Consider the following 23,061-nt stretch of genomic DNA (forward strand, 5'->3'; position numbering starts at 1 on the left):
GGTTTAGAAGGCGAAGCAGCTGCAGCCGAGCGCGCCCCAGAAGGCGTTCTCTTCCGAAACCGGCAGGTTGGCGCCGCGCGCAATCTCATGGGAGTGTGTGTGCACGCCGCACGGGCCGCTGCAGTGATGCGCTTGCTGCATCATGCCCACGCGTGTGGTGGCGCCAGGCGGCGCGCTGCGATAGTGGCCGGAAACCTTGACCACCGGCGACCACTCCGGCAGCACCGGAATGAGGGGCGGCGCTTCCGAGCTGAAAGCGCCTGCGGCATAAACGATATTTCCGTCCACCACCGTCAGCACCGACTCAATGCCTTTGATCTCCTCTTCAGGCACGCTGAAGTAGTCTTTGCTCAGCACCACCATATCGGCCAGCTGACCGCTTTTAATCTGACCTTTTTTACCTTGCTCGCTGGAGAACCAGGCGCTGCCCTGCGTCCACAACATCAGCGCCGTATCACGATCGAGGCGCGCGTTGACGTCGTACATCTGAATGCCGCCCACGGTGCGTCCCGAGACCAGCCAGTAAAGCGCGGTCCACGGGTTATAACTGGCCACGCGCGTCGCATCGGTTCCTAAACCCACCGGCACGCCGGTCTCCAGCATGCGCGCCACCGGCGGTGTATGGCGAGTGGCCTCAATGCCGTAACGCTCGGCAAAGTACTCGCCCTGGAACGCCATGCGATGCTGTACGGCAATGCCGCCGCCCAGCTCTTTGATGCGGTCAAGGTTACGCTGCGTCACGGTTTCGGCGTGATCGAAGAACCAGTGCAGGCCGTTGAACGGAATGTCGCGGTTCACTTTTTCAAACACATCCAGCATGCGGCTGATCGATTCATCGTAAGTGGCGTGCAGGCGGAACGGCCAGCGATGTTCTACCAGATGACGCACCACACGCTCCAGCTCATCTTCCATGCCGGGCGCCAAATCCGGACGCGGTTCGAGGAAATCTTCAAAATCGGCGGCGGAAAACACCAGCATTTCACCGGCACCGTTGTGACGGAAATAGTCGCTGCCCTGGCCCGGCGTCAGCATGTCGGTCCACTTCTCGAAATCTTCCAGCTCGTGGCCCGGACGTTGGGTAAACAGGTTGTAGGCGATACGCAGCGTCATCTGCTTTTTCTCATGCAGCTCGGCAATGACTTCGTAATCTTCGGGATAGTTCTGGAAACCGCCGCCTGCATCAATCGCGCTGGTCAGGCCCAGACGGTTCAACTCGCGCATAAACTGGCGGGTGGAATTGACCTGCTGCTCCAGCGGCAGTTTTGGCCCTTTCGCCAGCGTGGCGTAAAGGATCATGGCGTTCGGGCGCGCAATCAGCATGCCGGTCGGGTTGCCATTGCTGTCACGCTGGATCTCGCCGCCCGGCGGATTGGGCGTGTCTTTGGTGTAGCCGACGACCTTCAACGCGGCGCGGTTGAGCAGGGCGCGATCGTACAGATGCAGGATAAACACCGGCGTATCGGGCGCGGCTTCGTTGATCTCATCCAGCGTCGGCATGCGACGCTCGGCAAACTGAAACTCGGTCCAGCCGCCTACCACGCGCACCCACTGGGGTGACGGCGTGCGCAGCGCCTGTTCTCTCAGCATCCGCAACGCATCGGCGATCGAGGGCACGCCTTCCCAGCGCAGTTCGAGGTTGTAATTCAGGCCCCCGCGGATCAGGTGCAGGTGGGAATCATTCAGGCCGGGAATGGCGGTATGGCCTTTGAGGTCAATCACTTTGGTGCCTTCGCAGTGATGCTGCATCACGTCGGCCAGGCTGCCCACTTCGAGAAATTTGCCATCGCGCATCGCCACGGCCTCGGCAATTGGGTTGCCGCGATCGACAGTATGAAATCGCCCATTGGTCAAAATGATGTCTGCTTTGCCTAACGTAACCATAAAAGCTCCTGAATAAGAGGTCCTGCCAATTTCGCAGGTGAAATACTGGGTGGGATTATGTTCAGGCGGTGCGGAAAGCGTCTAGTTATACAAAAGGATAGGTATACCTTCGTATAGTTATACCTATAGATAATGGTTCGTGTGCCCAAAGGTTCTTACACTGCGCCCAGACATTCACCTCAATGGGCATACAAAAATGACAACCAGTAAATTAGAAGTACTGACGCCGCACAACTGCCAGATCATCTTCATTGACCAGCAGCCGCAAATGGCATTTGGCGTGCAGTCCATCGACCGTCAGGTATTGAAAAATAACGTGGTCGCGTTGGCAAAAGCGGCGAAGGTGTTCAACATTCCTACCGTACTGACCACGGTGGAGACCGAGAGCTTCTCAGGTAACACCTTCCCGGAGCTGCTGGATGTGTTCCCCGGCCAGGACATTCTTGAGCGTACCTCGATGAACTCGTGGGATGACCAGAAAGTGCGTGATGCGCTGGCGGCCAACGGTAAGAAGAAAATTGTGGTTTCCGGTCTGTGGACCGAAGTGTGTAACAACACCTTCGCGCTGTGCGCCATGCTGGAAGGCGACTATGAGATCTACATGGTGGCTGACGCCTCCGGCGGCACCACCAAAGAAGCGCACGACTATGCCATGCAGCGCATGATTCAGGCGGGCGTGATCCCGGTGACCTGGCAGCAGGTGATGCTGGAGTGGCAGCGCGACTGGGCACACAAAGAGACCTACAACGCGGTGATGGATATCGCGAAAGAGCACTCCGGTGCTTACGGCATCGGCGTTGATTACGCTTACACCATGGTGCACAAAGCGCCATCGCGTCAGAAGAGCGAGCATCGCACGCTGGCACCGGTTGCTGCGCCCGTTCGCTAAATCGTCACCCAGGCGAGCGCTTACGGGCTCGCCTTTCTTTTTTCAAGGAGGACCGGTGAGTCCTTTACTGATTTCTCTGGCGACGGGTGTGTTTATCGGCCTGATTTACGCCTTGCTCAACGTGCGATCGCCGGCGCCGCCCGCCGTGGCGCTGGTGGGCTTGCTGGGCATGATTGTGGGCAGTTCGCTGGGTGGAAAATTGACGCATCCCGTAGCGCCCGTCGATAAAACCTCACGCGCGATGGCCGCTGACAGGCCGCTACCTCCCGCCATGCTCACCGCAAAACAGGCGGGTTGAACATGCTGAAAACCTATGCGATATCGCTCTCGGTCGGTATTTTAGTCGGCATCATTTATGCCGTTATCGACGTCAATTCCCCAGCGCCGCCCGTGATTGCGCTGCTTGGTCTGTTTGGTATGCTGGTCGGCGAACAGATTATCCCGCTGTGTAAGCGCCTGATAAACCGTCAACCGGTCACGCTGGCCTGGTTTCGTCATGAGTGTGTGCCTAAAATCAGCGGCACGCCGCCATCGAGTGACAAAACCTCCTGAGGACGCGCCGCAGGCAGTGAATAATAATTAAGGAACACAGCATGCAGCTGTCGCAGCGCATTGTCGTTGTTGATGATGAACGATCGGTTCGCAGTGGTTTGAGCAATCTGCTTCAGTCGGAAGGTTACGCAACGCAGGCATTTGAGTCGGCTGAAGCGCTATTAGCGGACGAGACGGCGCTAAATGACGCTGCGCTATTTATTATTGATGTTGAGCTCAAAGGCATGTCGGGCTTTGAGTTGTTCCGTGCGCTGGTACAGCGTCGCGAGAACCCACCCGGAATTATCATCTCCGGCAATGGTGATGAGAATATGCTCTGGTATGCCATCAATTTAGGCGCGATCACCTTTATGCGAAAGCCCATTGATATCGACCTGCTGTTTGAACATATCCGTTTGGCGTTTTCCTCCCAGGCAGCGCGCCAATGAGCACGCTTTTCCTGTCGTTAAATATCGCGGATGACGCGGCGCTGGTGCTGGCGGATGACATCGTTTTCACCCCGCTGGCGCAGGAAGGGCAGGTTGAGTGGATCGAATGCCGTCACCCGATCTCCGATGAACGCTTCGTGCTGGCCACGGCTGCGGCCGAAGAGGCGGAGTTTCCGGTAACGCAACTGCTGAAAAATGAGTATGCGCTGCGCGCCTTATTAGCAGAAAGCTGGGCGCTAAAACCGCTGCGCCACACGTTATATCAGGGGCGCTACGCCCTGATTTATCCCGCGTTTCGCTACCAAACCCTGGCGGATTATCTGCGCCTGCCAGCGGGTAAAATTCAGAAGTTCATCAGCTGCGCCGTGCTGCTGTGTAATGCGCTCAGCAAGCTGCATCAGCAAGGTTTGGTGCACGGCGACATCAAACCGGCCAATTTCTTCTTTACCGATCAAGGCGACGTGGTGCTGGGCGGCTTTGGCCTGGCGTTTATCGAAGCGGACTCACAGCAGCCGCTGCGCGCCTCTGTGACCGGCGGCACGCTGGCCTACATGTCGCCCGAGCATACCTCGCGCACCGCGCACGCGGTCAGCCGGGTCAGCGATCTCTACAGTCTGGGCATCGTGCTTTACGAATTACTCACCGGCAAGCTTCCCTATGGCAGCGCTGAAGGGGGCGCGGCTGAATGGGTGCACCATCACATTGCCTCCGAAGCGCTGCCGCCGCACCGGCTGCGCAAAGATGTGCCGCTGGTACTCTCATCCCTCATTTTACGCCTGCTAACCAAATCGCCGGAGCAGCGTTATCAAACCGTCGAAGGCGTGCTGGCCGATCTGCGCCGCTGTGAATCCAACCTGATGCCTGACGGCGTAGTTGAATCCTTCGCGCTGGGCTTACAGGATGTGCCAACCACAACGCTGTTATCCGATGTGCTGTACAGCGACCATGCTCAGGCCAGCGAGATGCTGGCGGCGTTTGATGAGGTGTGCAGCAGCGGGAAACACTGCATGGTGGCGATTAGCGGCGCGTCCGGTGCCGGAAAATCGGCGCTGATGGCCTCGGCGCTTAAAATCCTGCGGGAAAAAAACGCGCTGCTGACGGTGACCAAAGCCGACCAGCACTCGCCCATTTTGCCCTACGCGGTATTTACCTCGGCGTTTCGATCGCTGACGCTGCATCTGCTCGGGTTGCCCGCCGAAGAGCTGGCGCGCTGGAAAACACACATTGCGCGCCAACTGGGGAATTATGTAGGGCTGGCCGTTAATCTGGTGCCCGAACTGGGCATCCTGCTCAACCACAAAGCCAGCGTGCAGGCGGATGCGCGCTCGTTAGATGCACGCAATCGCCTGAATCTGGTGGCCTGCAGCTTGGTGAAAGCCTTTACGGTGCCGGGGCGGCCGCTGATCCTGCTGATTGATGACGTGCACTGGGCCGATCAGGCGACCTTGCAGCTGCTACAGAATTTGCTGCGCTCCAGCGACGATATTCCCTTATTGCTGGTGATTTCTCATCGCGATCGCGCCTCGTTGCCCTGTCCGACGGTGGTCGCCAGCCTGGATCGCATTCGTGCGGCGGCCACGCGCATTGTGGATATTACGCCCGAGCCGCTGTCGGTGAAAAATATCGCCAGCTGGCTGGGCGGCATTTTTCACACGCGCAGCGCGGAGACCACCGAGCTGGCGCAGATCATCCATGAAAAAACCGCCGGGAATCCGCTCGCCACGCGTGAGTTTTACCGCCAGGCGGTGCGCGATCACCACATCACACACGCTGCATCCCATAAATGGACCTACAATCCGCACGCGTTGAGAAACTGCCATTACACCGCGAACGTTGCCGCCAGCGTGCTGCAACAGCTGCAGTTGCTCGCGCTGCCGCTGCGCCAGCTGCTGGGCCGATTGGCCTGCATCGGCAGTAGCGGCGATCTGCCGGTGTTGGCCGGCATCCTCGATACGGCGCTTAGCGCCCTTCGCGCCACGCTGCGCCCTGCGGCTGAGGCCCGGCTGATCTCGCTGACCGATCACAGCTACACCTTTATGCATGACAGCATGCATGAGGCCGCGCTGAAGTTGCTTTCGTCGGCGGCAAAAGATGATTTTCACTTTGCCGCTGCGCGCTATTACATGCAGGCCGCGCGCCAGGATAATGCGCATGCGCTGCTGTTCAGTGCCGCGCATCACACCATCACGCTGCAAAACCGCGCACTTTTAGCGCCTGATGCCGCTGCGTTTAGTCTGCTGTTATTAAACGCCACCCGACGCGCGAAAATTATGGGCGATTACGCTTCCGCGCTGCGTTTCTTACACGCTGCCCGAGCGCTCAACGCAGCGTCAGGCGCGGAGGAGAGCGGCCCGTTTTTGTTTGAGCAAGCGGAGTGTGAGTTTTTAAACGGCAACTTATCGGGCGCGCTGGCGTTGAGCTCTGAGATTCTCGCCACGCCCGGTGCGGTCACCGATAAAGCCGAAGCGGCGACGCTAATTGCTGAAATTCATATGCGTCAGTCCGACAGCCAGCTGGCGCTGGAAACCGCGCTGGCCTGGCTGGCGGTGTTTGACATTCATCTGCAGCGCTATCCGGATAAAGCCGAGTGCGATGTCGCCAGGCAACGGTTGAAAAAAGAGGTTGGCAAAAATCCCTACACGCGCTTCCGTTCCCTGGCGCGAGTGACCTGCCATAAAACCGAAGCGGTGATGAATTTGATGGCCAGCGCCAGCACCTTCGCCGCTTTTATCAGCCCACGGCTGCAGTTCATTATCCTGTGCAAACTTCTGCATCTGACGATGGAGAAGGGCATTAGCGGTGCCTCCACGCTGGCGCTTGCCTGGTACGGCGTGGTGTGTGGCGATCAGTTCAACGAATACAGCCGAGGATTTGCCAGCGCGCTGCTGGCCCGCGAGCTGGTGTATAAGCACGACTTCGTTAGCTACAAAGCGCGCACGCTGATGCCGCTGGATCAGGTGAGCGTCTGGACCATGCCGCTCAGTTACGCCATCGAGTGCGCTAAAGCGACCTTTGATGTGGCGGTTGATATCGGCGATCGCACGTCGGCGTGTCTGGCGCTGCGTCATCTCACCATGAATTGCCTGGCGCGAGGTGACCATCTTGATGGCGTGCATACTTCGATCATGCGCGGCATGGTCTATGTGCGCAAAGCGCAGTATCACGATGTGGAAGTGATACTCGGCATGCAGCTGGATTACGTGATGTTCCTGCGTAAGCCAGCCGGTGAGACCTTGTCCGGCGATGATTTCCAAGCGCCCGCGCTAAATGTGGTGCAACCCGAATACGCCATTGAACCGCTGTTTTTGATGCAGTTCTGGACGCGGCTGTATAAAGGCATGGCGCACTTCTTTGCCGGTGAGTATGCCGCCGCCCAGTGCCAGTTCAGCGACGCCGCACCGCTCACAGACGTGATTCCCGGCCATGTGCATATGCTGGATTTCCATCTCTACAGCGCGCTTTCACTCAGCATACCGCTGCAACCGAATGAGCTTGATGCCACGCAGCGGCAGCAACTGCAGCGCCATCTTGAAAGAATCATCACCTGGGCAACGGAGAACCCCGGCACCTTCGCCGACAAAGAGGCGCTGCTGCGCGCCGAACTGCTCAGGCTGGAGGATAACAGCGGCGCGGCGCTGGAGCAGTTTGAAAAAGCCATTGAGCTGTCGCGCAAAGGGCAGTTTCATCCGATCAACGCTCTGGCATGCGAACTGGCTGCGCGCTGCGCCAGTGCGCGCGGCATGGCGTTCGCCGCCGAGGGTTACATCAAAGGCGCGCTTGCCGCCTGGGATCGCTGGGGCGCGGGCGCCAAGGTGCGTCAGCTTGAAATGCACTATCCGCATCTGGCGGCGCACCCGCCGCAGAGCGCGTTAAACACCGTGACCTTTGAGCAGAGCGCGGTGATCAGCGACCTGCAAAGCCTGGTCACGGCGATGCGCGCATTGACCGAAGAGATCAATCTTGATCGGCTGATCCATATTTTGATGATGATGTTGGTGGAGCGCGCCGGCGCGCAGCACTGTATTTTGATCCGCCTCATCGACGGCAATGTGCCGGAAATTCAGGCGCGCGCCTCCTCCACGGTGGAAGGCGTCAGAGTCAAAATCGTTAATGAACTGCCGGTGGCGACCGATTTGCCGCTGTCGATTCTCTCGGCGGTGATCCGCACCGGACAGGAAATCCGTACCGGTCGGCCGGAAGTGTTTAGCCCGTTTAGTCAGGATAACTATCTGGTTGCCTCTGGCGCGGCAGTGATGTGTGTGCCGATGTTCCGCCAGGCGCAAATGGTGGGCGTGCTCTATCTGGAAAACCGGCTGATGCCGGATGTTTTCACCGCGGAGCACTCGCGCATTGTCTCGATGTTAGGCGCGCAGGCTGCGGTTTCTCTGGAAACGGCGCGGCTGTATGCCGAGCTGGTGGAGGAGAACATCCAGCGGCGGAAAATTGAAAAACAGCTGCGTGCCAGCCAGACCTCCCTGATGCTGGGTGAAAAAATCAGTAATACCGGTACCTGGCACTGGCATCTTGAGCCGGATATCCAGCTGATATCGGACGAATATAAACGCATCATGGGGCTGCCCGCCGGGCAGGTGAGCACCTCGATGGCCGAGTTTCAGCGGCGGGTGCATCCAGACGATCTTCAGTGCCTGAAAGCGCTAATTGAATCCAGCGTGGCGCATGGCGTGAGCATGCAGGCTGAATTTCGTATCATCCGTGATGACGGCGAATGCCGTTATATCAAAGGCATTGGTGAGCCGGTGGAGAACTGGCCGGATGTCGCCGAATATTTCGGCACGCTGACGGATATCACCGCGCAGCGTCAGTCCGAAGATGCCGCCAGAATTGCCCAGGCCGAGCTGGCTCGCGTGGCGCGCGCCACCACGGTAGGACAGCTGACCTCATCGATCGCCCATGAAATCAATCAGCCGCTGATGTCGATTGTGGCCAATGCTGGCGCCAGCCTGCGCTGGTTGAAACGCGATCCGGCTCAGCTGGAGAAAGCCAGTGAAAGCATTGAGGAGATCATTAACGAAGGGCGGCGCGCTGGCGAAATTATTCGCGGCCTGCAGTCACTAACGCGCAATAATGTCGCGGAGTATGCATCGGCCAGGCTGCATCTGCTGGCGCGCGATATTTTAACCTTGTCGCGTCTGGAACTTGAGCGCCGCTCGGTGGCACTTGAACTGGATATTCAAGCGCCATGGGATGAGGTGTTTTGCGAGCGCGTACAGATTCAGCAGGTGCTGCTGAATCTGGTGATTAATGCCATTGAGGCGATGGCGGATAATGCCGGAGCGCGTATCCTGCGGCTCTCATCCTGCAATCCTGACGCGAATCATATTCGTATAGAGGTGGCCGACAACGGCAGCGGATTATCGGCAGAGGTTATCGGCAAGATATTCGACTCTTTCTACACCACCAAAGCGGAAGGAATGGGAATGGGCCTGACCATCAGTAATGAAATCATCAAACGTCATGGTGGTGTGCTGAGTGCGGAAAACCGCCCACAGGGTGGCAGCGTATTTAGCTTTACCCTGCCATTAAATCTGGGGAAATAGTTTATCTGATCCTCCCGCGCTATTTCGCGGCAGGAAAATCGGACCGTTATCACTATAACGCGCGCCTTATTCATCTTGCAGTAAATGAAGTTTCTCAGCAGCTCTGACTAATTCTGATACTGAACGCACCGCCATTTTTTCCATTACGCGGCGTTTATGCACTTTTGCCGTAATTTCACTGATGCCCATTTCGGCGGCAATCTGCTTATTTAATAAACCGCGAATGACAAGCAGCATCAATTCCATTTCCCGTGGCGTTAAAGAGTGATAACGCCCGGTGAGGATAACTCTTTCCTGTGCAAGTGCTGCGCTTTTTTCGGCCAGCGCCATGGCAGCGGATACCACTTGTATCAGGTCATCCGGCATCACCGGCTTGGTGAGAAACTCAAAGGCGCCGGCCTTCATCGCGCGAACCGTCAGAGGAATGGTGCCAAAGCCGGTGAGGAAAATGGTGGGAATGGTGTATCCGCGTGCGGTGAGATCCTGCGAGACATCAAAGCCGTCGAGGCCCGGCATATTCATATCGACAATTAAACAGCTCGGGGTGCGGTAATGCGGCTGATGTAAAAATTCAGCGGGGGAGGTAAAGGTCGAAATCAGGTAGCCTTCTGAGCTCAGAAGATTTTGCAGCGCGTTGATGACAGCGGGGTCATCGTCAACAATATAAATCGTTCTATCCATAAAAACTCATTCAGACTCTTACGAATTCTATTCACTACATGCGCGCTAATATACCCACAAAATAGTGCTGAAGGAATGGCGAAAAACGTATATGTGAATGTGATTATCTACTGCGCTGTCAGGCCTAAAAAGGGTGAGGATGAAAAGCCATGCACTCACCCGCTATTCTTAAGGTAATAAATGCGTAACCTTAAGGTTCTTCAATTCGCGATACCCTCAAGGTGGTTTGTTCGCCACGCCCATACACTTTTCCACTGACGCGGACTTTATCACTGGCTGAATAGGTTTTCTCTTTGAAGGCCGGTTTCTCAGCATTAATGATAATCGTGCCGGTATCATCGCGGAATTTGTAGCTATCACCTTTCAGCTTTTCAATAATATGGCCTTCGAGCGTGACATAGCCGCCCTGACGGAAATCACGAATACGTGAAATCGGGGTTTGTGCGGTGTCTTCCGATCCTTTATAACCGGCATCCTGATTCTTCTGCGGCGGTGCTGTTTCACCTGATTGGTATCCGCCTTCCGCTGCGCTCACGCCAACGCTGAACATCATGATTACTGAAGCTAAAACAACCTGTTTCATACGCTCTCCATAGATTTTCCTGCTGACACGGTGTTAAGTCTGGCACAAATATGCGCGACTGCACGACAAACGCAGCGGTAATTGAAAAAAGCACAACTGACTTATTTATGCCAGGGTATGTAGACGCGGTTTTTATTTCTTTGGCTAAGCGCGACGTTAAATTAGCGCCGTGCTTATCTTCTCATTCTAATTAAGAGTGCTAGCCACTCAGGAAAATAAATCATGAAAGCTATCGTCTATAACGGGCCTTTTGATGTCTCGGTTAAAAATGTTCCTGATGCAAAAATTGTGCGTCCTACCGATGCGCTTATTCGTATTACCACCACCAATATTTGCGGTTCCGATTTACATATGTACGAGGGGCGCACCAGCTTTGAACAGGGGCGCATCTTTGGTCATGAAAACCTTGGCGAAGTGGTGGAGGTGGGGAGTGGCGTCGAGCGACTTAAGGTTGGCGATTACGTATGTATGCCGTTCAACGTCGGCTGTGGTTTCTGTGAAAATTGTGAGAGAGGGTTAACCGGTTTCTGTCTGACCGCCAACCCCGGCACCGCAGGTGCGGCCTACGGTTTTGCTGAAATGGGTGAGTGGGAAGGTGGCCAGGCCGAGCTGCTGCGCGTGCCGTTTGCCGATTTTAACTGTTTGCTGCTGCCACCGGATGCGGTGGAGAAAGAGGAAGATTATGTGATGCTGTCAGACATTTTCCCCACCGGCTGGCATGCAACCGAGTTGGCAGGCCTGCGACCGGGCGATAGCGTCGCCATCTACGGTGCGGGCCCGGTAGGCTTGATGGCCGCGCATTCGGCGATCATCAAAGGCGCGTCGCAGGTGTTTGTGGTGGATACGCACCCCGATCGCCTGGCGCTGGCGGAGCAGATGGGCGCAACGGGCATCAATGCCGTGGGCGACGCAGCGGTGCAGCAAATCCTTGATCTGACGGATGGACGCGGCACGGATTGCGGTTGTGAATGCGTGGGTTATCAATGTTGTAATCAGCATGGACACGAAGATAACAGCGCCACCATGAACAGCCTGGTCGCCTCCACCAAAGCCACCGGCGGCATTGGCGTGGTGGGCGTGTTTATCCCGCAGGATCCCGGCGCGGCCAGCGAGTTAGCCAAAGTGGGTAAAATGCCGTTCGATTTCGGCAGCTTCTGGTTTAAAGGGCAGTCGATCCGTACCGGCCAGGCCAACGTCAAAGCCTATAACCGCCAGCTAGCGCGATTGATTGCCACCGACAAAGCGCATCCGGCGAGCATTATTTCTCATCGACTGTCGCTGGCCGAAGGCCCCGAAGCGTACCGCCATTTCGACGATCGTGATGCGGGCTGGACCAAGGTGATTTTGAAACCTTAACGCATTCATAGCGCCTGTTATGCCGCATGATATTTTTGGTCGCCATTAATGGCGACCCTGTGGAGGGTGCGAAAATAATTAGAATAAAGCGCAACGGTATTTATCAGGATTAATCTTATTAATAAACCATTAAAGCTACCTTTCGGTTAAAATATCCTCGCTTTACATTCTCCTCATTAATCTCTTTAAACATCATTTCTAAACCAGACGAAATATAAATGTTTTTATGCTCTACAGTTAATAGGGTCTTAACTGGAGGAGCATGTCACATGTCGAAAGATAAAAAAGAACAGAATTTAACCCATACCGCGCCGCATAAAGGGCCAGAAACCTCTGAGCCAGGATTAGGTGATTTAGCACCGCAAGGCGGTGGACATAAACCTGCCGCTGAACCGACGCCGCCGGGCAAGCAGCCTACCGCGCCCGGCAGCCTGAAAGCGCCCGCCACGCAAAACAGCAAACTTGAGCAGCTCGATGAGTACCGCAAAAATGGCGAAAACGCCGACCTGACCACTAATCAGGGCACCCGCATCGCCAACGATCAGAACTCGCTGCGTGCCGGTTCGCGCGGGCCCACGTTGCTTGAAGACTTCATCATGCGTGAAAAAATCACGCATTTTGACCACGAACGCATTCCTGAGCGTATCGTTCATGCGCGCGGTTCGGCGGCGCACGGCTATTTCCAGCCCTACCGCTCGCTGGAAAAACTGACCAAAGCAGGTTTCCTCAGCGATGCTGAAAAAATCACACCCGTCTTCGTGCGTTTCTCCACCGTGCAGGGTGGCGCAGGATCGGCTGACACCGTGCGCGATATCCGTGGATTCGCCACCAAGTTCTATACCGATGAGGGCGTTTTTGATTTAGTCGGCAACAACACGCCAGTGTTTTTCATTCAGGATGCGCATAAATTCCCGGACTTCGTGCATGCGGTGAAACCCGAGCCGCACAACGAAATCCCGCAGGGGCAGAGCGCGCACGACACCTTCTGGGATTATGTGTCGCTGCAACCTGAAACGCTGCATAACGTCATCTGGGCGATGTCGGATCGCGGTATTCCGCGCAGCTACCGCACCATGGAAGGCTTTGGCATCCATACTTTCCGCCTGATTAACGCTGAGGGTAGAGCCACCTTCGTGCGTTTCCACTGGAAGCCGGTGGCGGGCAAAGCCTCGCTGCTGTGGGATGAAGCGCAGAAGCTGACCGGCCGCGATCCCGATTTCCATCGTCGCGATCTGTGGGAAGCGATTGAAGCCGGTGACTTCCCGGAATATGAGCTCGGCCTGCAGCTGATCCCGGAAGAGGACGAGTTCAAATTCGATTTCGACATTCTCGATGCCACCAAACTGATCCCTGAAGAGCTGGTGCCGGTCGAACTGGTCGGCAAAATGGTGCTCAACCGTAATCCGGACAACTTCTTTGCCGAGACCGAACAGGTGGCGTTCCATCCGGGCCACATTGTGCCGGGGCTGGACTTCACCAACGATCCGCTGTTGCAGGGCCGTTTGTTCTCCTACACCGATACGCAAATCAGCCGCTTGGGTGGGCCGAACTTCCATGAGATCCCGATCAACCGTCCGGTTTGCCCGTACCACAATTTCCAGCGTCAGGGCATGCATCGCACGGAAATCGATACCAATCCGGCCAACTACGAACCGAACTCCATCAACAACAACTGGCCACGTGAAGTGCCGCCAGCGGCAAAAGAGGGCGGATTCGAGAGCTATCAGGAGCGGGTGGAAGGCAGCAAGGTGCGCGAGCGTAGCCCATCGTTTGGCGAATATTACTCGCAGCCACGGCTGTTTTGGCTGAGCCAGACGGCGGAAGAGCAGCAGCATATCATCGGCGCTTATTCGTTTGAGCTTAGCAAGGTAGCGCGTCCTTACATCCGCGAACGCGTGGTCGATCATCTGCTGCAGATTGACGTCACGCTGGCGCAGGCTGTGGCCACCAATCTGGGGCTGAAGCTGAGTGATGAGCAGCTCAACACCGTTCCGCCGAAAGATGTCAACGGCCTGAAAAAAGATGACAGCCTGAGTCTGTATGCAAAACCGAGCGGCGATATCAAAGGCCGTCAGGTGGCGTTACTGCTGAGTGACGGTGTGAAAGCCGCCGACGTGCTGGCGATTCTGCAGGCGCTGAAAGCGCAGGGCGTGCATGCCAAAATTCTGGCAGCGCATATGGGACAAGTGCTGGCGGATGATGGATCGGTGCTGCCGGTTGATGCCACCTTTACCGGTCTTCCTTCGCTGACCTTTGATGCGGTGATTGTGCCGGATGGCAATATCGATGCGTTGCTGCTGAGCGGTGATGCACGCTACTTCCTGCTGGAAGCCTACAAGCATCTCAAAGCCATCGGTCTGAGCGGTGATGCACGCCGGTTTAAGGCGCAGTTCAACGTGCAGGACAACGAGGCCGAGGAAGGGCTGGTGGAAGATGTGAAAGCCGAGGGCACCTTTATGGCGGATTTCCTCTCTGTCATGGCATCCCATCGTGTCTGGTCGCGCAGCAAAAAAGCGCTGACCGTCGCAGCCTAATGCGCGGAGCGGAGTTGATTGCTCCGCCCCGTTTTCCCTGCATCTTAGGCAAAAAAAAGCCCGCTCGTAGCGGGCTGGTCGATATGCATACCGAAGTGATCGTGTAAACGCGTACTGTGTGTTGCTGCCACTCAATGTGGTGCAACCAGACTACAGTAATATTTCGCAACTGGTCATAGGAGTTATCGATGGACCGAAAAATAACCGTATTCGTCCACTGATGCGTGGTTTACCTGCTTAACTCTGTTGGTGGGGAAGACAGAGGACAACATGCAGTTTAAAAGAAAAATGGATAAGCCGGTTTCTTCTGACGGCGGTTTACTGAAAAGCATTGTGCTCTCTGGACTGCTGCTGTTGATCATCGTAGCCAGTATGAGTATCTGGACCTTGCGTGAAGACTGGCTGGCGACAGTGCGTCAGACCCAGGAATCCGCGATGAATCTGGCGTTATCACAATCGCGTCAGGCGGAAGACACCTTCCTGCAGACCGAGCTGTCGCTGCGTCAGGTACAGCGTGATCTGCAGCTACAGCTGGCAACACGCATTCAGGGCGCTGACCTGAGTAATACCATGCGCGAATTACAGCGCCGCTTACCGCAGTTACACGGCTTGTTCTACTACGATCAAGATGGCAAGTGGATCGCCACCTCCGCCCAACGCGCACCCAACAATATCAATAATTCCGATCGTGAATACTTCACTTTTCAGCGCCATAACCGGCGCAACAGCGTGCATATCGGCCCGGTGATCAACAGCCGCAGCACCGGTGATTTGGTCATCCCCGTTTCCCTGCGCGTCAGTGATGCCAGCGGTGGCTTTAAGGGCGTGCTGCTGGCCACCATCAAGGTCGATTTTTTCCGTCGCTTCTACAGCTATTACGAGCTCGGTGCGCGCGATGTGCTGGTGTTGATGCTGGCTGACAGCACGGTGCTGTACGCGCGTCCGATGCCTGACAGTTACATCGGCAAAAATCTTTCAGCCAGCCCGTTGTTTCAGGAAATGCTGGCGAAAATGGATCGCGGCAGCGGGCAGTGGAAATCGGTGCTGGATGGTCAGGCGCGGATCTTTGGTTTTGCGCGTTCCGATCGCTATCCGATTATCGTCGCCGCCGGTTACAACAGTGACGATCTGTTCCATGTGTGGGTTAACCGTCGGGCGCAGGATATTCTGCTCAGCATTATCCTGCTGCTGACCATCTTGCTGCTCGGCGTCTTCCAGCTGCGTCAGGCGCGTAGCGTGTTGCGCTATCAGCAGGAATTGACTCAGCTGCGCGACGAACTGCACAGCGCCAACCTCGCCCTGAATCAACTCGCGCACGTTGATGGTTTAACCGGTTTGGCGAATCGAAGGGAGTTTGATCGTTTCCTGCATCAAGCGCTGGCCCACGCCGCCGCCAGCGGTAAACCGCTCACGCTGATCATGATGGATATCGATTTCTTCAAGCATTACAACGACACTTACGGCCATATCGCCGGGGATAAGTGCCTGAAAGCGATCGGTGAAGTATTAGCTGCCGTGGTTGCGCGGCGCTCCGATATCGCCGCGCGCTATGGCGGCGAGGAGTTTGCGCTGATCCTGCCTGATACCCCATTCGATGAGGGCATGACGATTGCGCATCGGGTGGTTGAGGCGGTGCGCATCAGGCAGCTTGCGCATATTTCTTCGCCCAAAGGGCGGGTGACGATCAGTGCCGGCTGCGCCACCACTGCGACGTCTGCCACCCTCAGTGCGGTAAAACTGCTGGAGTACGCCGATCACGCCTTGTACCGGGCAAAGCGTGAAGGGCGTGATGATGTGAAAGGGATTAATATAGATGAATCGCAAGCGTAATTGGCTTATTCCACGGCGGGCAGCTGGTATTTGATATATTGACGCAGCGCCTCGTGCATCTGGCTATTCCTTTCGTCCTCTAAGCCGCGCTCTTCATATTCTTTCGCCAGTTGAATAATCACCTCATCATATTTCCCTTTGAAGGTGATGTTATTTACCGCCACCTGCTTAATCATTAACTCGCGCAAGGCAGCGACTTCAATCTGCAGCTGGTTTACCGTTGCTTCCAGCTCGTTTACGCGTTCTTCATTCGACATAGGTTCTCCGGATGTTATTAAGCTGTGACCGTATCAGGGGCTGAATATCGCATTCGCATGCGTGTAATTCAAGCGTGAAGCGCTTACTTCGCTACCGGCAGATCCGCCAGCCGGGTGGTGTAGGCCGGGGACAGCATCTCGCGCTTCATCGACCAGGGTTTCTGAATGCCTTGTCCGGCAAACCATAACGCACCGCGCTGGTGGGCATTCATCTTGTCGATCAGGGCCATCAGCTGGTCACTATTGTGACGCGGCTGATATTCCGCAAACAGATCAAACTGCGCCACGCCATCGCTAAAGAAATCGCCCAGCATGACGCCACCTTTCATATAACGCTTACCGGGCACCCAGATGCGATCTAAACAGTTGAGCGTGGCCTGAATAATATCGCGGCTGTCAGCGGTGGGCGTAATCAAGGTTTGGCTGGCCGCATTGGCATAATAAGGATGATGCGGATCGTGCGGACTGGTACGAATAAACGTCCCGATATGACGGCAATATTGCCGCTCGCTGCGCAATTTCTCTGCGGCACGCGCCGCGTAATTGGCAATGGCTTCGCGCATATCCTGATATTCGGTAATGCGATCGCCAAACGAGCGCGAGCAGAGGATATTTTGCCGGTTGGGAATCACCTCTTCAAACGCCAGACAAGACTCGCCACATAATTCACGCACCGTACGCTCCAGCACCACGCCAAAGTGTTTACGGATCAGCGCGGTCGGGGTTTCAGCCAATTGCAGTGCGGTGGTAATGCCCATCAGGTTGAGCTTTTTCGATAAGCGCCGGCCCACGCCCCACACCTCTTCAACCTTGACCAGTTTCATCAACTCGCGCTGACGGTGGGGCAAAGAGAGATCCATCACGTTCTCGGCTTTGGTCCAGCGTTTGGCGGCCCAGTTGGCGAGCTTGGCGAGGGTTTTGGTCGGCGCAATGCCGACACCCACGCGCAAATGGGTGTCCCGATAAATACGGTCGCGAATGTCGCGGCCTAACTGTTCGAATGTCATGCAGGCGTTGATGCCGGTGACGTCAACGAAGGCTTCGTCGATGGAATACTCATCCACGCGCGTGGAGATCAGCGCCAGCGTCTCCATCACGCGGCGCGACATATCGCCATACAACGCATAGTTAGACGAGAACACCACCACTTTGTGGCGCATCAACTCTTCGCGATGTTTGAAGTAGGGCGCGCCCATCTTAATGCCCAGCGCCTTGGCTTCTCTGCTTAGCGAAATAATGCAGCCGTCGTTGTTCGACAGCACCACAATCGGCTTGCCGCGCAGATCCGGGCGAAACACCGTTTCACAGCTGGCGTAAAACGAATTCACATCCACCAGGGCAAACATCAGCGGCCTATGGTTTTAATCACGTGTTTAACGATGCCGAAGACTTCGAACTCATCGGCGTCAGGAATGGCGATCACCGCATGCGCGGTATTCATCGGTTTGAGATGCAGGTAAGGCTGTAACATCAGCTGTTTCACGGTGAACTCGCCGGAAAGCGAAGCCACCACAATGTCACCGTGTTTGGGTTTGAGCGAGCTGTCCACCACCAGCATGTCACCCTCATTGATACCGATGTCGATCATCGAGTCACCGCTGACTCTAATGAAATAGGTTGAACTGGGGTGATCGACTAAAAAGTCGTTGAGGTCGATACGTTGTTCAACGTAGTCCTGCGCCGGGGACGGAAAGCCGCAGGGCACGCGGCTGATGAACAAAGGTAAGGCGAGAATAGCGCGGATTTCCGCGGGCTGATAAAACTGCATGGCTGCGATCTCAAATCGTTACTGTATATGTATACAGTAATGTCGAATAGGCAGTTTGATCAAGCCAGAACCCGTAATGATTTGCAAAACAGTTGGCAACAAAGGAAATTTATTTTGTGCCAAAGGGCTTACCGCTGCGCTTAAATCATCATCCCCATGATCTGCAGGGTGCTCTGCTGTGAAGCGGTGATAAACGGAATGTCTTTGATGTGCTGCATACCAAAGGCTTCGTAGAACTTACGTGCACGCACGTTATCGCCTAACACTTCCAGCCACAGGTAGCCTTCACGCTTGTCGCGCGCCTCATTGATGATGCTCTCGAACATCCAGCGGCCGTAGTTTTTGCCGGTTTCTTCTGGATTGAGGTAGAGCTTGTTGAGCAACGCGCCGCTCATGCCGGAATCCGGCACTGGTGTGTTCCAGGTGACTTTGGCGAAGCCAATCGGCTTGTCGGTCTCGGCGATCAGCCAGCTCTCATTGGGCGCCGCGAGGCTGCTATTCAGCTCTGCCAGACCGTATTCCTTGTCGATAAAGGCATCCAGTTCGTCTGCGGAAACCCACATATGTTTGAAATGCGCACTGTAGGTCATGCGGCCCAGCAGGTGCAGCAGCTCTGCATCCTCTGCCGTGGCTTTGCGTATGGTGAACTCCATGCCAGATTTCCTTGCTTAATGCTTGTTATTAATCACGTCGTCGGTGCGAGCAGAGGCCACCGAAGGGCAGTTACCATAACGTGTTAGTAACAAAAACCCAAGATAACCAGAGCTGTCTGTTAACAAGGTGCCAGGCCGATGATCTATAATGAAGAGTGAGAAGCAAGCGTAAGCCCATATTCTCAGGAGGTAGAAGATGTCAGATTCGCAACCTAAAATTATCGGCGAAGCGGCCTATGCATTACTGGTGCGCCGTGAGGAAGTCAGCGTTTCCTCACTGCTGGCAGAGCTCGCGCGCATGGCGAGAAAAGAGCAAAACAGTCAACAGCAGCAGCGTATTGCCCAGGCGCAGCAATGGTTGCTCACGCACCGTCAACCGGCGGGCAACGATAATCGCGTCCATTCAGCATTGCGCGGATTGAGTCGCCAGGAAGGCAGTGTCAGAATGCCTTCGGCCGATGCCGACGACAATTGACCATCCCAACCGGCTCACGCGTCGATGACTTTCGGCGCGGAGCGCACAGATTTGGAAATAAAAGCTTTCTAATTGTCCTAATTCACACTTCTTAGCACTTTTTGCAACAAAACCTGCCTGATATCTTGAGTAAGCTCCTTGTACAGCTTTTTGCTATCTGTACAACTTTACTTAGGTCAAATGATCTAACTTTTTCATTTATTGGGGTCAATTATGCGTCAGAACGGATACACGCCGAGTTCAGTCGAGGCCATTGCCAACTATTTCAGCAAAGCGTCGCTGCCATCGCAGCAGGAAACCTTGGGTCAGATCGTGGTTGAAATCTTACGCGAAGGCCGTAACCTCAACCGCAAATCGCTATGCACCAAGCTGCTGCGCAGACTGGAACTGGCCGCCAATGCTGAAGAAGAGCATCACTATCATCAGCTGATTGGCTTGTTATTTGAACGTGAAAGCTGAGAGCCAGTCAGACGTCAAACTTGTACAAGTATTAAAATTTTACTCTGAATACGCTCCCACACTGGTTTCGCCCCGCACCGGGGCGAAGCGGCGGTCAGAGATTCGTTATGAAAATTCGTTATGAATAGAAGTGAACACCAGAAAATAATCGATGAAATTATTGGCGAAGCGGCGCTGGCGCTGTTGCAGCGTACGGGCCCGGTCAATACGCAAGCGCTGTTGAATCAGCTGATGCTGATGAAGCAGCAGAGCAATGACGAAGAGCAGCGTGCAGCGATTACTGCCGCCATCACCGATGTACGCAACAGTATTTCGGCGGGAAAAAAGCTGCGCGAAGAGCAGCCGCAAAGCGACAACGTTCTTCAGCTGTTTGGTAACAACCAACAGTCTGGTAACAATCGTAAACATTGACTGATTGGCTCGCATTTAGGCACTGTAAATTCGAGCGTAGATACAATCACGGGACTGGAATCATGTCGGAAAATCACAACCTCTACGCTGCACTGCCTGACACCGAACTGGCAGAGCATTTTCGCAATGCAGACAGTACGTTAAGAAACGAAGCTGCCGTATTGGATAGGGTTATCCGCCACGTGCTGGCCACGGAAGGGCGCGTCAGTAATAAATCGATTATTCTCTGTTTGATTATGGCGCTGGAAACCGCAGAAGGTGATGCTGAAGCTGATGTGCTGCGCAAAACACTGGAAATTGTGGTGGGTTACACGCCTGACGACGCCTGATATTCCTCTCTGTCCCCCGCGCGGGGACAATGAATTAAACCTTTCTGGCGAGAGCTAATCGGCGCTTCGCTTTGCCAATATTAATTCTGTGCAACCAGGTGCGAAACTGTTTTAACTGGACGTGTGAAGCGACATCAGTTGAAAGCGTGCAAATATACAGCTGGCTTTGGGTATGATTATTAGTGCCGGTCGCGTAAATTTCGCTTTTATTATCACGCTGTTGCAGTTCAATTCCCGTGAAGTGTAAATTCCCCCACAGCTGTAAAGTGTCCTCGAACTTTTTAAAGTCCATCATGATGCCCTTATTATTTTGATTTATTATGGAATGTTGCTGGCTCCGTGCAACATAAAGCAATTGCACGATAAAGCCAGCATCTTTGAATAGTAAATTTAGGGATAGTCGCGTTTGGGCGCGGATTTTCGCATCCACTTGCGTTTATTACCGCTTTGCTTATCCATCGCTAATGCGCTGGCGCTGGCCGGATCAAACAGCGACAAACTCTCTATTTGATGCACCATAATCACTTTACGAAACTCAAGGGCACTTTTAGGTGCGGACGAGAAATCAATGTTGTGATTGTGGTACCACAGACTGTAATTATGCTCGATCGCCAGATTGAGCGTGCGTGAATCACGATAGCCGCTCAGCATCGGGATCAACACAATGTTGGCAGTGTTTGGATATTCAAAGGTCGCCGCGTGAATCATGCCGATATAGATACGGCGCGATTTCAGTGTGACCCACGCCAGCTCGCCTTCTTCCATACATTGCAATAGCAACTGTTCAATGCCGTTGGAGCGGGAAAGGCGTTGATACAACTCCTTGCGTCCACCGGCGTTGAGCCGGGCGCTGACCGCCCAGTTGGAGCGATACATACAGAACAGGATGGCAAAGGCCAGCATCAGCACCACCGGGGCCTGAATGCCTAAAAAGCTCCACGTCATGAAATCGACGTTCCAGTGCACATTCTCCGCCGAGGTCAGCGCAAACGCATTGTTCACGCCCGATGCGGCCAGCAGAATCAGCCAGATAATCGCGGTGGCCAGCACGCCTTGCAGCACAAATATGCAGCCATACAGCGCAATGAGAAAATAGACATCCCAGCCAAAGGAACGCTTAATTTTTAAACGGCTCGACATGTCGCGGCTGGTATACCAATAGCCGCAAACCATCATCACCATAAATATCGCCGTGCCCATTTAAATATCCTTTAATGTGCTGACATGATGGGCAAAATCGCGCTGCACTTCAGGACTCAACGCATTAACCGAAGCGTTACCATCTTCATCAATAATAATTCTGTCGCCTTCCTCAATCGATTCCTGAATGTCCTGGCGCGTCATGACTTGCACTAATGACTCCGGGCTACCGAACAGGGAAGTTAAAAAACCAAACATCATCAAGCCATCCTTATTATTTATGCCAGCGTCAACTATGGCACATCCCTCAACAACCCAGCCGCGTAACTGAAATGAAAGGGCGTTTTCCGGATTAATCTGCCAGGTCGCCGTTTAGGGCGACCTGTGATAATTACTGATTGGTAAGCGGCGTTTTACTGCCGGGTTCCGCGCCGGTAATCGGATTGGTATCGGGCTGTGAAGCGGTGCGTGTTGCCAGCGTATCCAGATCGCTCAGCTGTTTTGACGGCAGCGTCACGCTGGCGGAGCCATCACCACCATCCACTGCGGGCTGCGGGTCGGCGACATAGTCGAAGTTCTCATCCGAATTCCAGCTACCGCGAATATCGTCACCCTGAGACATGTTGTAGTAGGTGTGCGCATACTTCTCGATCGGCGGCAGTTTGCCCGGTGGGAAGTTGTTGTGGATGGAGTAGAGCGCTTTTTCAAACGACAGCTGATGCGCCACTTCGCGCGTCATCAGGAAGCCTAGCGCATCTTTCACGCCCACGTCATCGGTGAGGTTGATCAGGCGTTCGTAGAGGATTTTGGCGCGCGCTTCGGCCGCGATGTTGGAGCGCAGATCCGCTGTCACTTCGCCAATGGTATCAATGTAAGCCGCTGTCCAGGGCACGCCCGCGGAGTTGGTTAATGCCGGGCCGCCGCCGTACAGAATCGATGTCAGATGGCTGTCATTGCCCGCGCCGGTGATGGAGCGATAAAGATCGCCTTGCTCTTCGCTGCCTTCCGCCAGTTCGCCTTTGGCACCTTTATTCAGCATGCCAACCAGCGAACCGATAATTTCCAGATGGCTCAACTCTTCAGTCGCGATATCCATCAGCATCTCGCGACGACCCGCATCTTCATCACTTAAGCCCTGCATGAAATAGCGCATCGCAGCGGCTAATTCGCCCTGCGGACCACCAAACTGCTCGAGTAATAAATTGGCCAGACCGGGATTGGGCGCATTAACGCGCACGGTATATTGCAACTGCTTTACATGTCGAAACATAGCTCAC

General features: G+C 54.9%; 23 protein-coding genes. 12 read left to right on the plus strand and 11 right to left on the minus strand.

Annotation, left to right across the window (positions count from 1 at the left end; translation table 11 throughout):
- Positions 1-3: 3 nt before the first annotated feature.
- On the minus strand, positions 4-1,881 hold the full coding sequence (locus tag ACFQW4_RS07710) for an amidohydrolase (protein WP_377724656.1): 1,878 nt from the start codon (positions 1,879-1,881) through the stop codon (positions 4-6).
- Between the two features lie 196 nt (positions 1,882-2,077).
- Here ACFQW4_RS07710 and ACFQW4_RS07715 point away from each other — a divergent pair, with 196 nt between their 5' ends.
- Genes ACFQW4_RS07715 through ACFQW4_RS07735 form a run of 5 tightly spaced genes read left to right on the plus strand, consistent with a single transcriptional unit; the run spans position 2,078 to position 9,308 of the window.
- Positions 2,078-2,770, plus strand: a complete 693-nt coding sequence (locus ACFQW4_RS07715; RefSeq protein WP_101760759.1) for a hydrolase — start codon at positions 2,078-2,080, stop codon at positions 2,768-2,770.
- A 55-nt stretch (positions 2,771-2,825) separates the two neighbouring features.
- Entirely contained in the window at positions 2,826-3,068 is a 243-nt protein-coding gene (locus ACFQW4_RS07720) for a DUF1427 family protein (RefSeq protein WP_377724660.1), read from the plus strand.
- A gap of 2 nt (positions 3,069-3,070) precedes the next feature.
- Positions 3,071-3,322, plus strand: a complete 252-nt coding sequence (locus ACFQW4_RS07725; protein WP_110865979.1) for a XapX domain-containing protein — start codon at positions 3,071-3,073, stop codon at positions 3,320-3,322.
- A gap of 41 nt (positions 3,323-3,363) precedes the next feature.
- Complete coding sequence (locus tag ACFQW4_RS07730) at positions 3,364-3,750, plus strand: response regulator (protein ID WP_377724662.1); 387 nt, start codon at positions 3,364-3,366, stop codon at positions 3,748-3,750.
- Complete coding sequence (locus ACFQW4_RS07735; RefSeq protein ID WP_377724664.1) at positions 3,747-9,308, plus strand: AAA family ATPase; 5,562 nt, start codon at positions 3,747-3,749, stop codon at positions 9,306-9,308. The genes ACFQW4_RS07730 and ACFQW4_RS07735 overlap by 4 nt, the downstream gene beginning before the upstream one ends.
- Before the next feature lie 66 nt (positions 9,309-9,374).
- On the opposite strand, the gene ACFQW4_RS07740 is transcribed toward ACFQW4_RS07735, so the two are convergent.
- Together ACFQW4_RS07740 and ACFQW4_RS07745 are read right to left on the minus strand one after the other, a co-directional pair.
- Positions 9,375-9,989, minus strand: coding sequence for a response regulator transcription factor (locus ACFQW4_RS07740; protein ID WP_377724666.1), 615 nt, complete (start codon positions 9,987-9,989; stop codon positions 9,375-9,377).
- 190 nt (positions 9,990-10,179) lie between these two features.
- A complete protein-coding gene (locus ACFQW4_RS07745; protein ID WP_101760753.1) occupies positions 10,180-10,572 on the minus strand; it encodes a YgiW/YdeI family stress tolerance OB fold protein in 393 nt (130 codons plus the stop codon).
- A 222-nt stretch (positions 10,573-10,794) separates the two neighbouring features.
- On the opposite strand from ACFQW4_RS07745, the gene ACFQW4_RS07750 reads away from it, so the two are divergent.
- The 3 genes from ACFQW4_RS07750 to ACFQW4_RS07760 all read left to right on the plus strand — a co-directional run bounded on the left by ACFQW4_RS07750 (position 10,795) and on the right by ACFQW4_RS07760 (position 16,292).
- On the plus strand, positions 10,795-11,928 hold the full coding sequence (locus ACFQW4_RS07750; RefSeq protein ID WP_101760752.1) for a glutathione-independent formaldehyde dehydrogenase: 1,134 nt from the start codon (positions 10,795-10,797) through the stop codon (positions 11,926-11,928).
- Between the two features lie 269 nt (positions 11,929-12,197).
- Positions 12,198-14,462: a catalase HPII gene (gene katE, locus ACFQW4_RS07755; protein WP_377724669.1), complete on the plus strand. Its 2,265-nt coding sequence runs from the start codon at positions 12,198-12,200 to the stop codon at positions 14,460-14,462.
- A gap of 270 nt (positions 14,463-14,732) precedes the next feature.
- Positions 14,733-16,292, plus strand: a complete 1,560-nt coding sequence (locus ACFQW4_RS07760) for a diguanylate cyclase (RefSeq protein ID WP_377724671.1) — start codon at positions 14,733-14,735, stop codon at positions 16,290-16,292.
- Between the two features lie 5 nt (positions 16,293-16,297).
- On the opposite strand, the gene ACFQW4_RS07765 is transcribed toward ACFQW4_RS07760, so the two are convergent.
- The 4 genes from ACFQW4_RS07765 to ACFQW4_RS07780 all read right to left on the minus strand — a co-directional run bounded on the left by ACFQW4_RS07765 (position 16,298) and on the right by ACFQW4_RS07780 (position 18,970).
- Positions 16,298-16,549: a hypothetical protein gene (locus ACFQW4_RS07765; RefSeq protein WP_101760749.1), complete on the minus strand. Its 252-nt coding sequence runs from the start codon at positions 16,547-16,549 to the stop codon at positions 16,298-16,300.
- 83 nt (positions 16,550-16,632) lie between these two features.
- Entirely contained in the window at positions 16,633-17,895 is a 1,263-nt protein-coding gene (gene umuC / locus ACFQW4_RS07770; protein WP_350261832.1) for a translesion error-prone DNA polymerase V subunit UmuC, read from the minus strand.
- Positions 17,895-18,317 (minus strand): translesion error-prone DNA polymerase V autoproteolytic subunit, encoded by a 423-nt coding sequence (umuD, locus tag ACFQW4_RS07775; RefSeq protein WP_101760747.1) that lies wholly within the window; start codon positions 18,315-18,317, stop codon positions 17,895-17,897. The genes umuC and umuD overlap by 1 nt, the downstream gene beginning before the upstream one ends.
- Positions 18,318-18,457: 140 nt before the next feature.
- Positions 18,458-18,970, minus strand: a complete 513-nt coding sequence (locus tag ACFQW4_RS07780) for a GNAT family N-acetyltransferase (RefSeq protein ID WP_101760746.1) — start codon at positions 18,968-18,970, stop codon at positions 18,458-18,460.
- A 196-nt stretch (positions 18,971-19,166) separates the two neighbouring features.
- Here ACFQW4_RS07780 and ACFQW4_RS07785 point away from each other — a divergent pair, with 196 nt between their 5' ends.
- From ACFQW4_RS07785 to ACFQW4_RS07800, 4 genes are all read left to right on the plus strand, one after another.
- A complete protein-coding gene (locus tag ACFQW4_RS07785; protein ID WP_377724674.1) occupies positions 19,167-19,445 on the plus strand; it encodes a hypothetical protein in 279 nt (92 codons plus the stop codon).
- 213 nt (positions 19,446-19,658) lie between these two features.
- Positions 19,659-19,904, plus strand: coding sequence for a regulatory protein YcgZ (gene ycgZ / locus ACFQW4_RS07790; protein ID WP_007891089.1), 246 nt, complete (start codon positions 19,659-19,661; stop codon positions 19,902-19,904).
- 120 nt (positions 19,905-20,024) lie between these two features.
- Positions 20,025-20,315, plus strand: coding sequence for a hypothetical protein (locus ACFQW4_RS07795; protein WP_101760744.1), 291 nt, complete (start codon positions 20,025-20,027; stop codon positions 20,313-20,315).
- 62 nt (positions 20,316-20,377) lie between these two features.
- Positions 20,378-20,644: a biofilm development regulator YmgB/AriR family protein gene (locus tag ACFQW4_RS07800; RefSeq protein ID WP_101760743.1), complete on the plus strand. Its 267-nt coding sequence runs from the start codon at positions 20,378-20,380 to the stop codon at positions 20,642-20,644.
- Between the two features lie 34 nt (positions 20,645-20,678).
- Here the strand turns inward: ACFQW4_RS07800 and ACFQW4_RS07805 are convergent, their stop codons facing one another.
- The 4 genes from ACFQW4_RS07805 to ACFQW4_RS07820 form a co-directional block, all read right to left on the minus strand.
- Complete coding sequence (locus ACFQW4_RS07805; RefSeq protein ID WP_377724711.1) at positions 20,679-21,074, minus strand: hypothetical protein; 396 nt, start codon at positions 21,072-21,074, stop codon at positions 20,679-20,681.
- A complete protein-coding gene (locus ACFQW4_RS07810) occupies positions 21,035-21,844 on the minus strand; it encodes a hypothetical protein (RefSeq protein ID WP_101760742.1) in 810 nt (269 codons plus the stop codon). Before ACFQW4_RS07810 ends, ACFQW4_RS07805 begins: the two co-directional genes overlap by 40 nt.
- Positions 21,845-22,042: a hypothetical protein gene (locus ACFQW4_RS07815; RefSeq protein ID WP_101761030.1), complete on the minus strand. Its 198-nt coding sequence runs from the start codon at positions 22,040-22,042 to the stop codon at positions 21,845-21,847.
- A gap of 133 nt (positions 22,043-22,175) precedes the next feature.
- Complete coding sequence (locus ACFQW4_RS07820; RefSeq protein ID WP_101760741.1) at positions 22,176-23,054, minus strand: manganese catalase family protein; 879 nt, start codon at positions 23,052-23,054, stop codon at positions 22,176-22,178.
- Positions 23,055-23,061: the final 7 nt, after the last annotated feature.

Origin of the sequence: Pantoea sp. GCM10028869, assembly GCF_042666835.1 — a bacterium.
Taxonomy (GTDB): domain Bacteria; phylum Pseudomonadota; class Gammaproteobacteria; order Enterobacterales; family Enterobacteriaceae; genus Pantoea; species Pantoea leporis.

Excerpts from the sequence above, each read along its gene's own strand:
- ACFQW4_RS07710 (WP_377724656.1), bottom strand. The coding sequence starts at position 1,881 with ATGGTTACGTTAGGCAAAGCAGACATCATTTTGACCAATGGGCGATTT.
- ACFQW4_RS07715 (WP_101760759.1), top strand. The coding sequence starts at position 2,078 with ATGACAACCAGTAAATTAGAAGTACTGACGCCGCACAACTGCCAGATC.
- ACFQW4_RS07725 (WP_110865979.1), top strand. The coding sequence starts at position 3,071 with ATGCTGAAAACCTATGCGATATCGCTCTCGGTCGGTATTTTAGTCGGC.
- ACFQW4_RS07730 (WP_377724662.1), top strand. The coding sequence starts at position 3,364 with ATGCAGCTGTCGCAGCGCATTGTCGTTGTTGATGATGAACGATCGGTT.
- ACFQW4_RS07735 (WP_377724664.1), top strand. The coding sequence starts at position 3,747 with ATGAGCACGCTTTTCCTGTCGTTAAATATCGCGGATGACGCGGCGCTG.
- ACFQW4_RS07740 (WP_377724666.1), bottom strand. The coding sequence starts at position 9,989 with ATGGATAGAACGATTTATATTGTTGACGATGACCCCGCTGTCATCAAC.
- ACFQW4_RS07745 (WP_101760753.1), bottom strand. The coding sequence starts at position 10,572 with ATGAAACAGGTTGTTTTAGCTTCAGTAATCATGATGTTCAGCGTTGGC.
- ACFQW4_RS07750 (WP_101760752.1), top strand. The coding sequence starts at position 10,795 with ATGAAAGCTATCGTCTATAACGGGCCTTTTGATGTCTCGGTTAAAAAT.
- katE (WP_377724669.1), top strand. The coding sequence starts at position 12,198 with ATGTCGAAAGATAAAAAAGAACAGAATTTAACCCATACCGCGCCGCAT.
- ACFQW4_RS07760 (WP_377724671.1), top strand. The coding sequence starts at position 14,733 with ATGCAGTTTAAAAGAAAAATGGATAAGCCGGTTTCTTCTGACGGCGGT.
- ACFQW4_RS07765 (WP_101760749.1), bottom strand. The coding sequence starts at position 16,549 with ATGTCGAATGAAGAACGCGTAAACGAGCTGGAAGCAACGGTAAACCAG.
- umuC (WP_350261832.1), bottom strand. The coding sequence starts at position 17,895 with ATGTTTGCCCTGGTGGATGTGAATTCGTTTTACGCCAGCTGTGAAACG.
- umuD (WP_101760747.1), bottom strand. The coding sequence starts at position 18,317 with ATGCAGTTTTATCAGCCCGCGGAAATCCGCGCTATTCTCGCCTTACCT.
- ACFQW4_RS07780 (WP_101760746.1), bottom strand. The coding sequence starts at position 18,970 with ATGGAGTTCACCATACGCAAAGCCACGGCAGAGGATGCAGAGCTGCTG.
- ACFQW4_RS07785 (WP_377724674.1), top strand. The coding sequence starts at position 19,167 with ATGTCAGATTCGCAACCTAAAATTATCGGCGAAGCGGCCTATGCATTA.
- ycgZ (WP_007891089.1), top strand. The coding sequence starts at position 19,659 with ATGCGTCAGAACGGATACACGCCGAGTTCAGTCGAGGCCATTGCCAAC.
- ACFQW4_RS07795 (WP_101760744.1), top strand. The coding sequence starts at position 20,025 with ATGAATAGAAGTGAACACCAGAAAATAATCGATGAAATTATTGGCGAA.
- ACFQW4_RS07800 (WP_101760743.1), top strand. The coding sequence starts at position 20,378 with ATGTCGGAAAATCACAACCTCTACGCTGCACTGCCTGACACCGAACTG.
- ACFQW4_RS07810 (WP_101760742.1), bottom strand. The coding sequence starts at position 21,844 with ATGGGCACGGCGATATTTATGGTGATGATGGTTTGCGGCTATTGGTAT.
- ACFQW4_RS07815 (WP_101761030.1), bottom strand. The coding sequence starts at position 22,042 with ATGTTTGGTTTTTTAACTTCCCTGTTCGGTAGCCCGGAGTCATTAGTG.
- ACFQW4_RS07820 (WP_101760741.1), bottom strand. The coding sequence starts at position 23,054 with ATGTTTCGACATGTAAAGCAGTTGCAATATACCGTGCGCGTTAATGCG.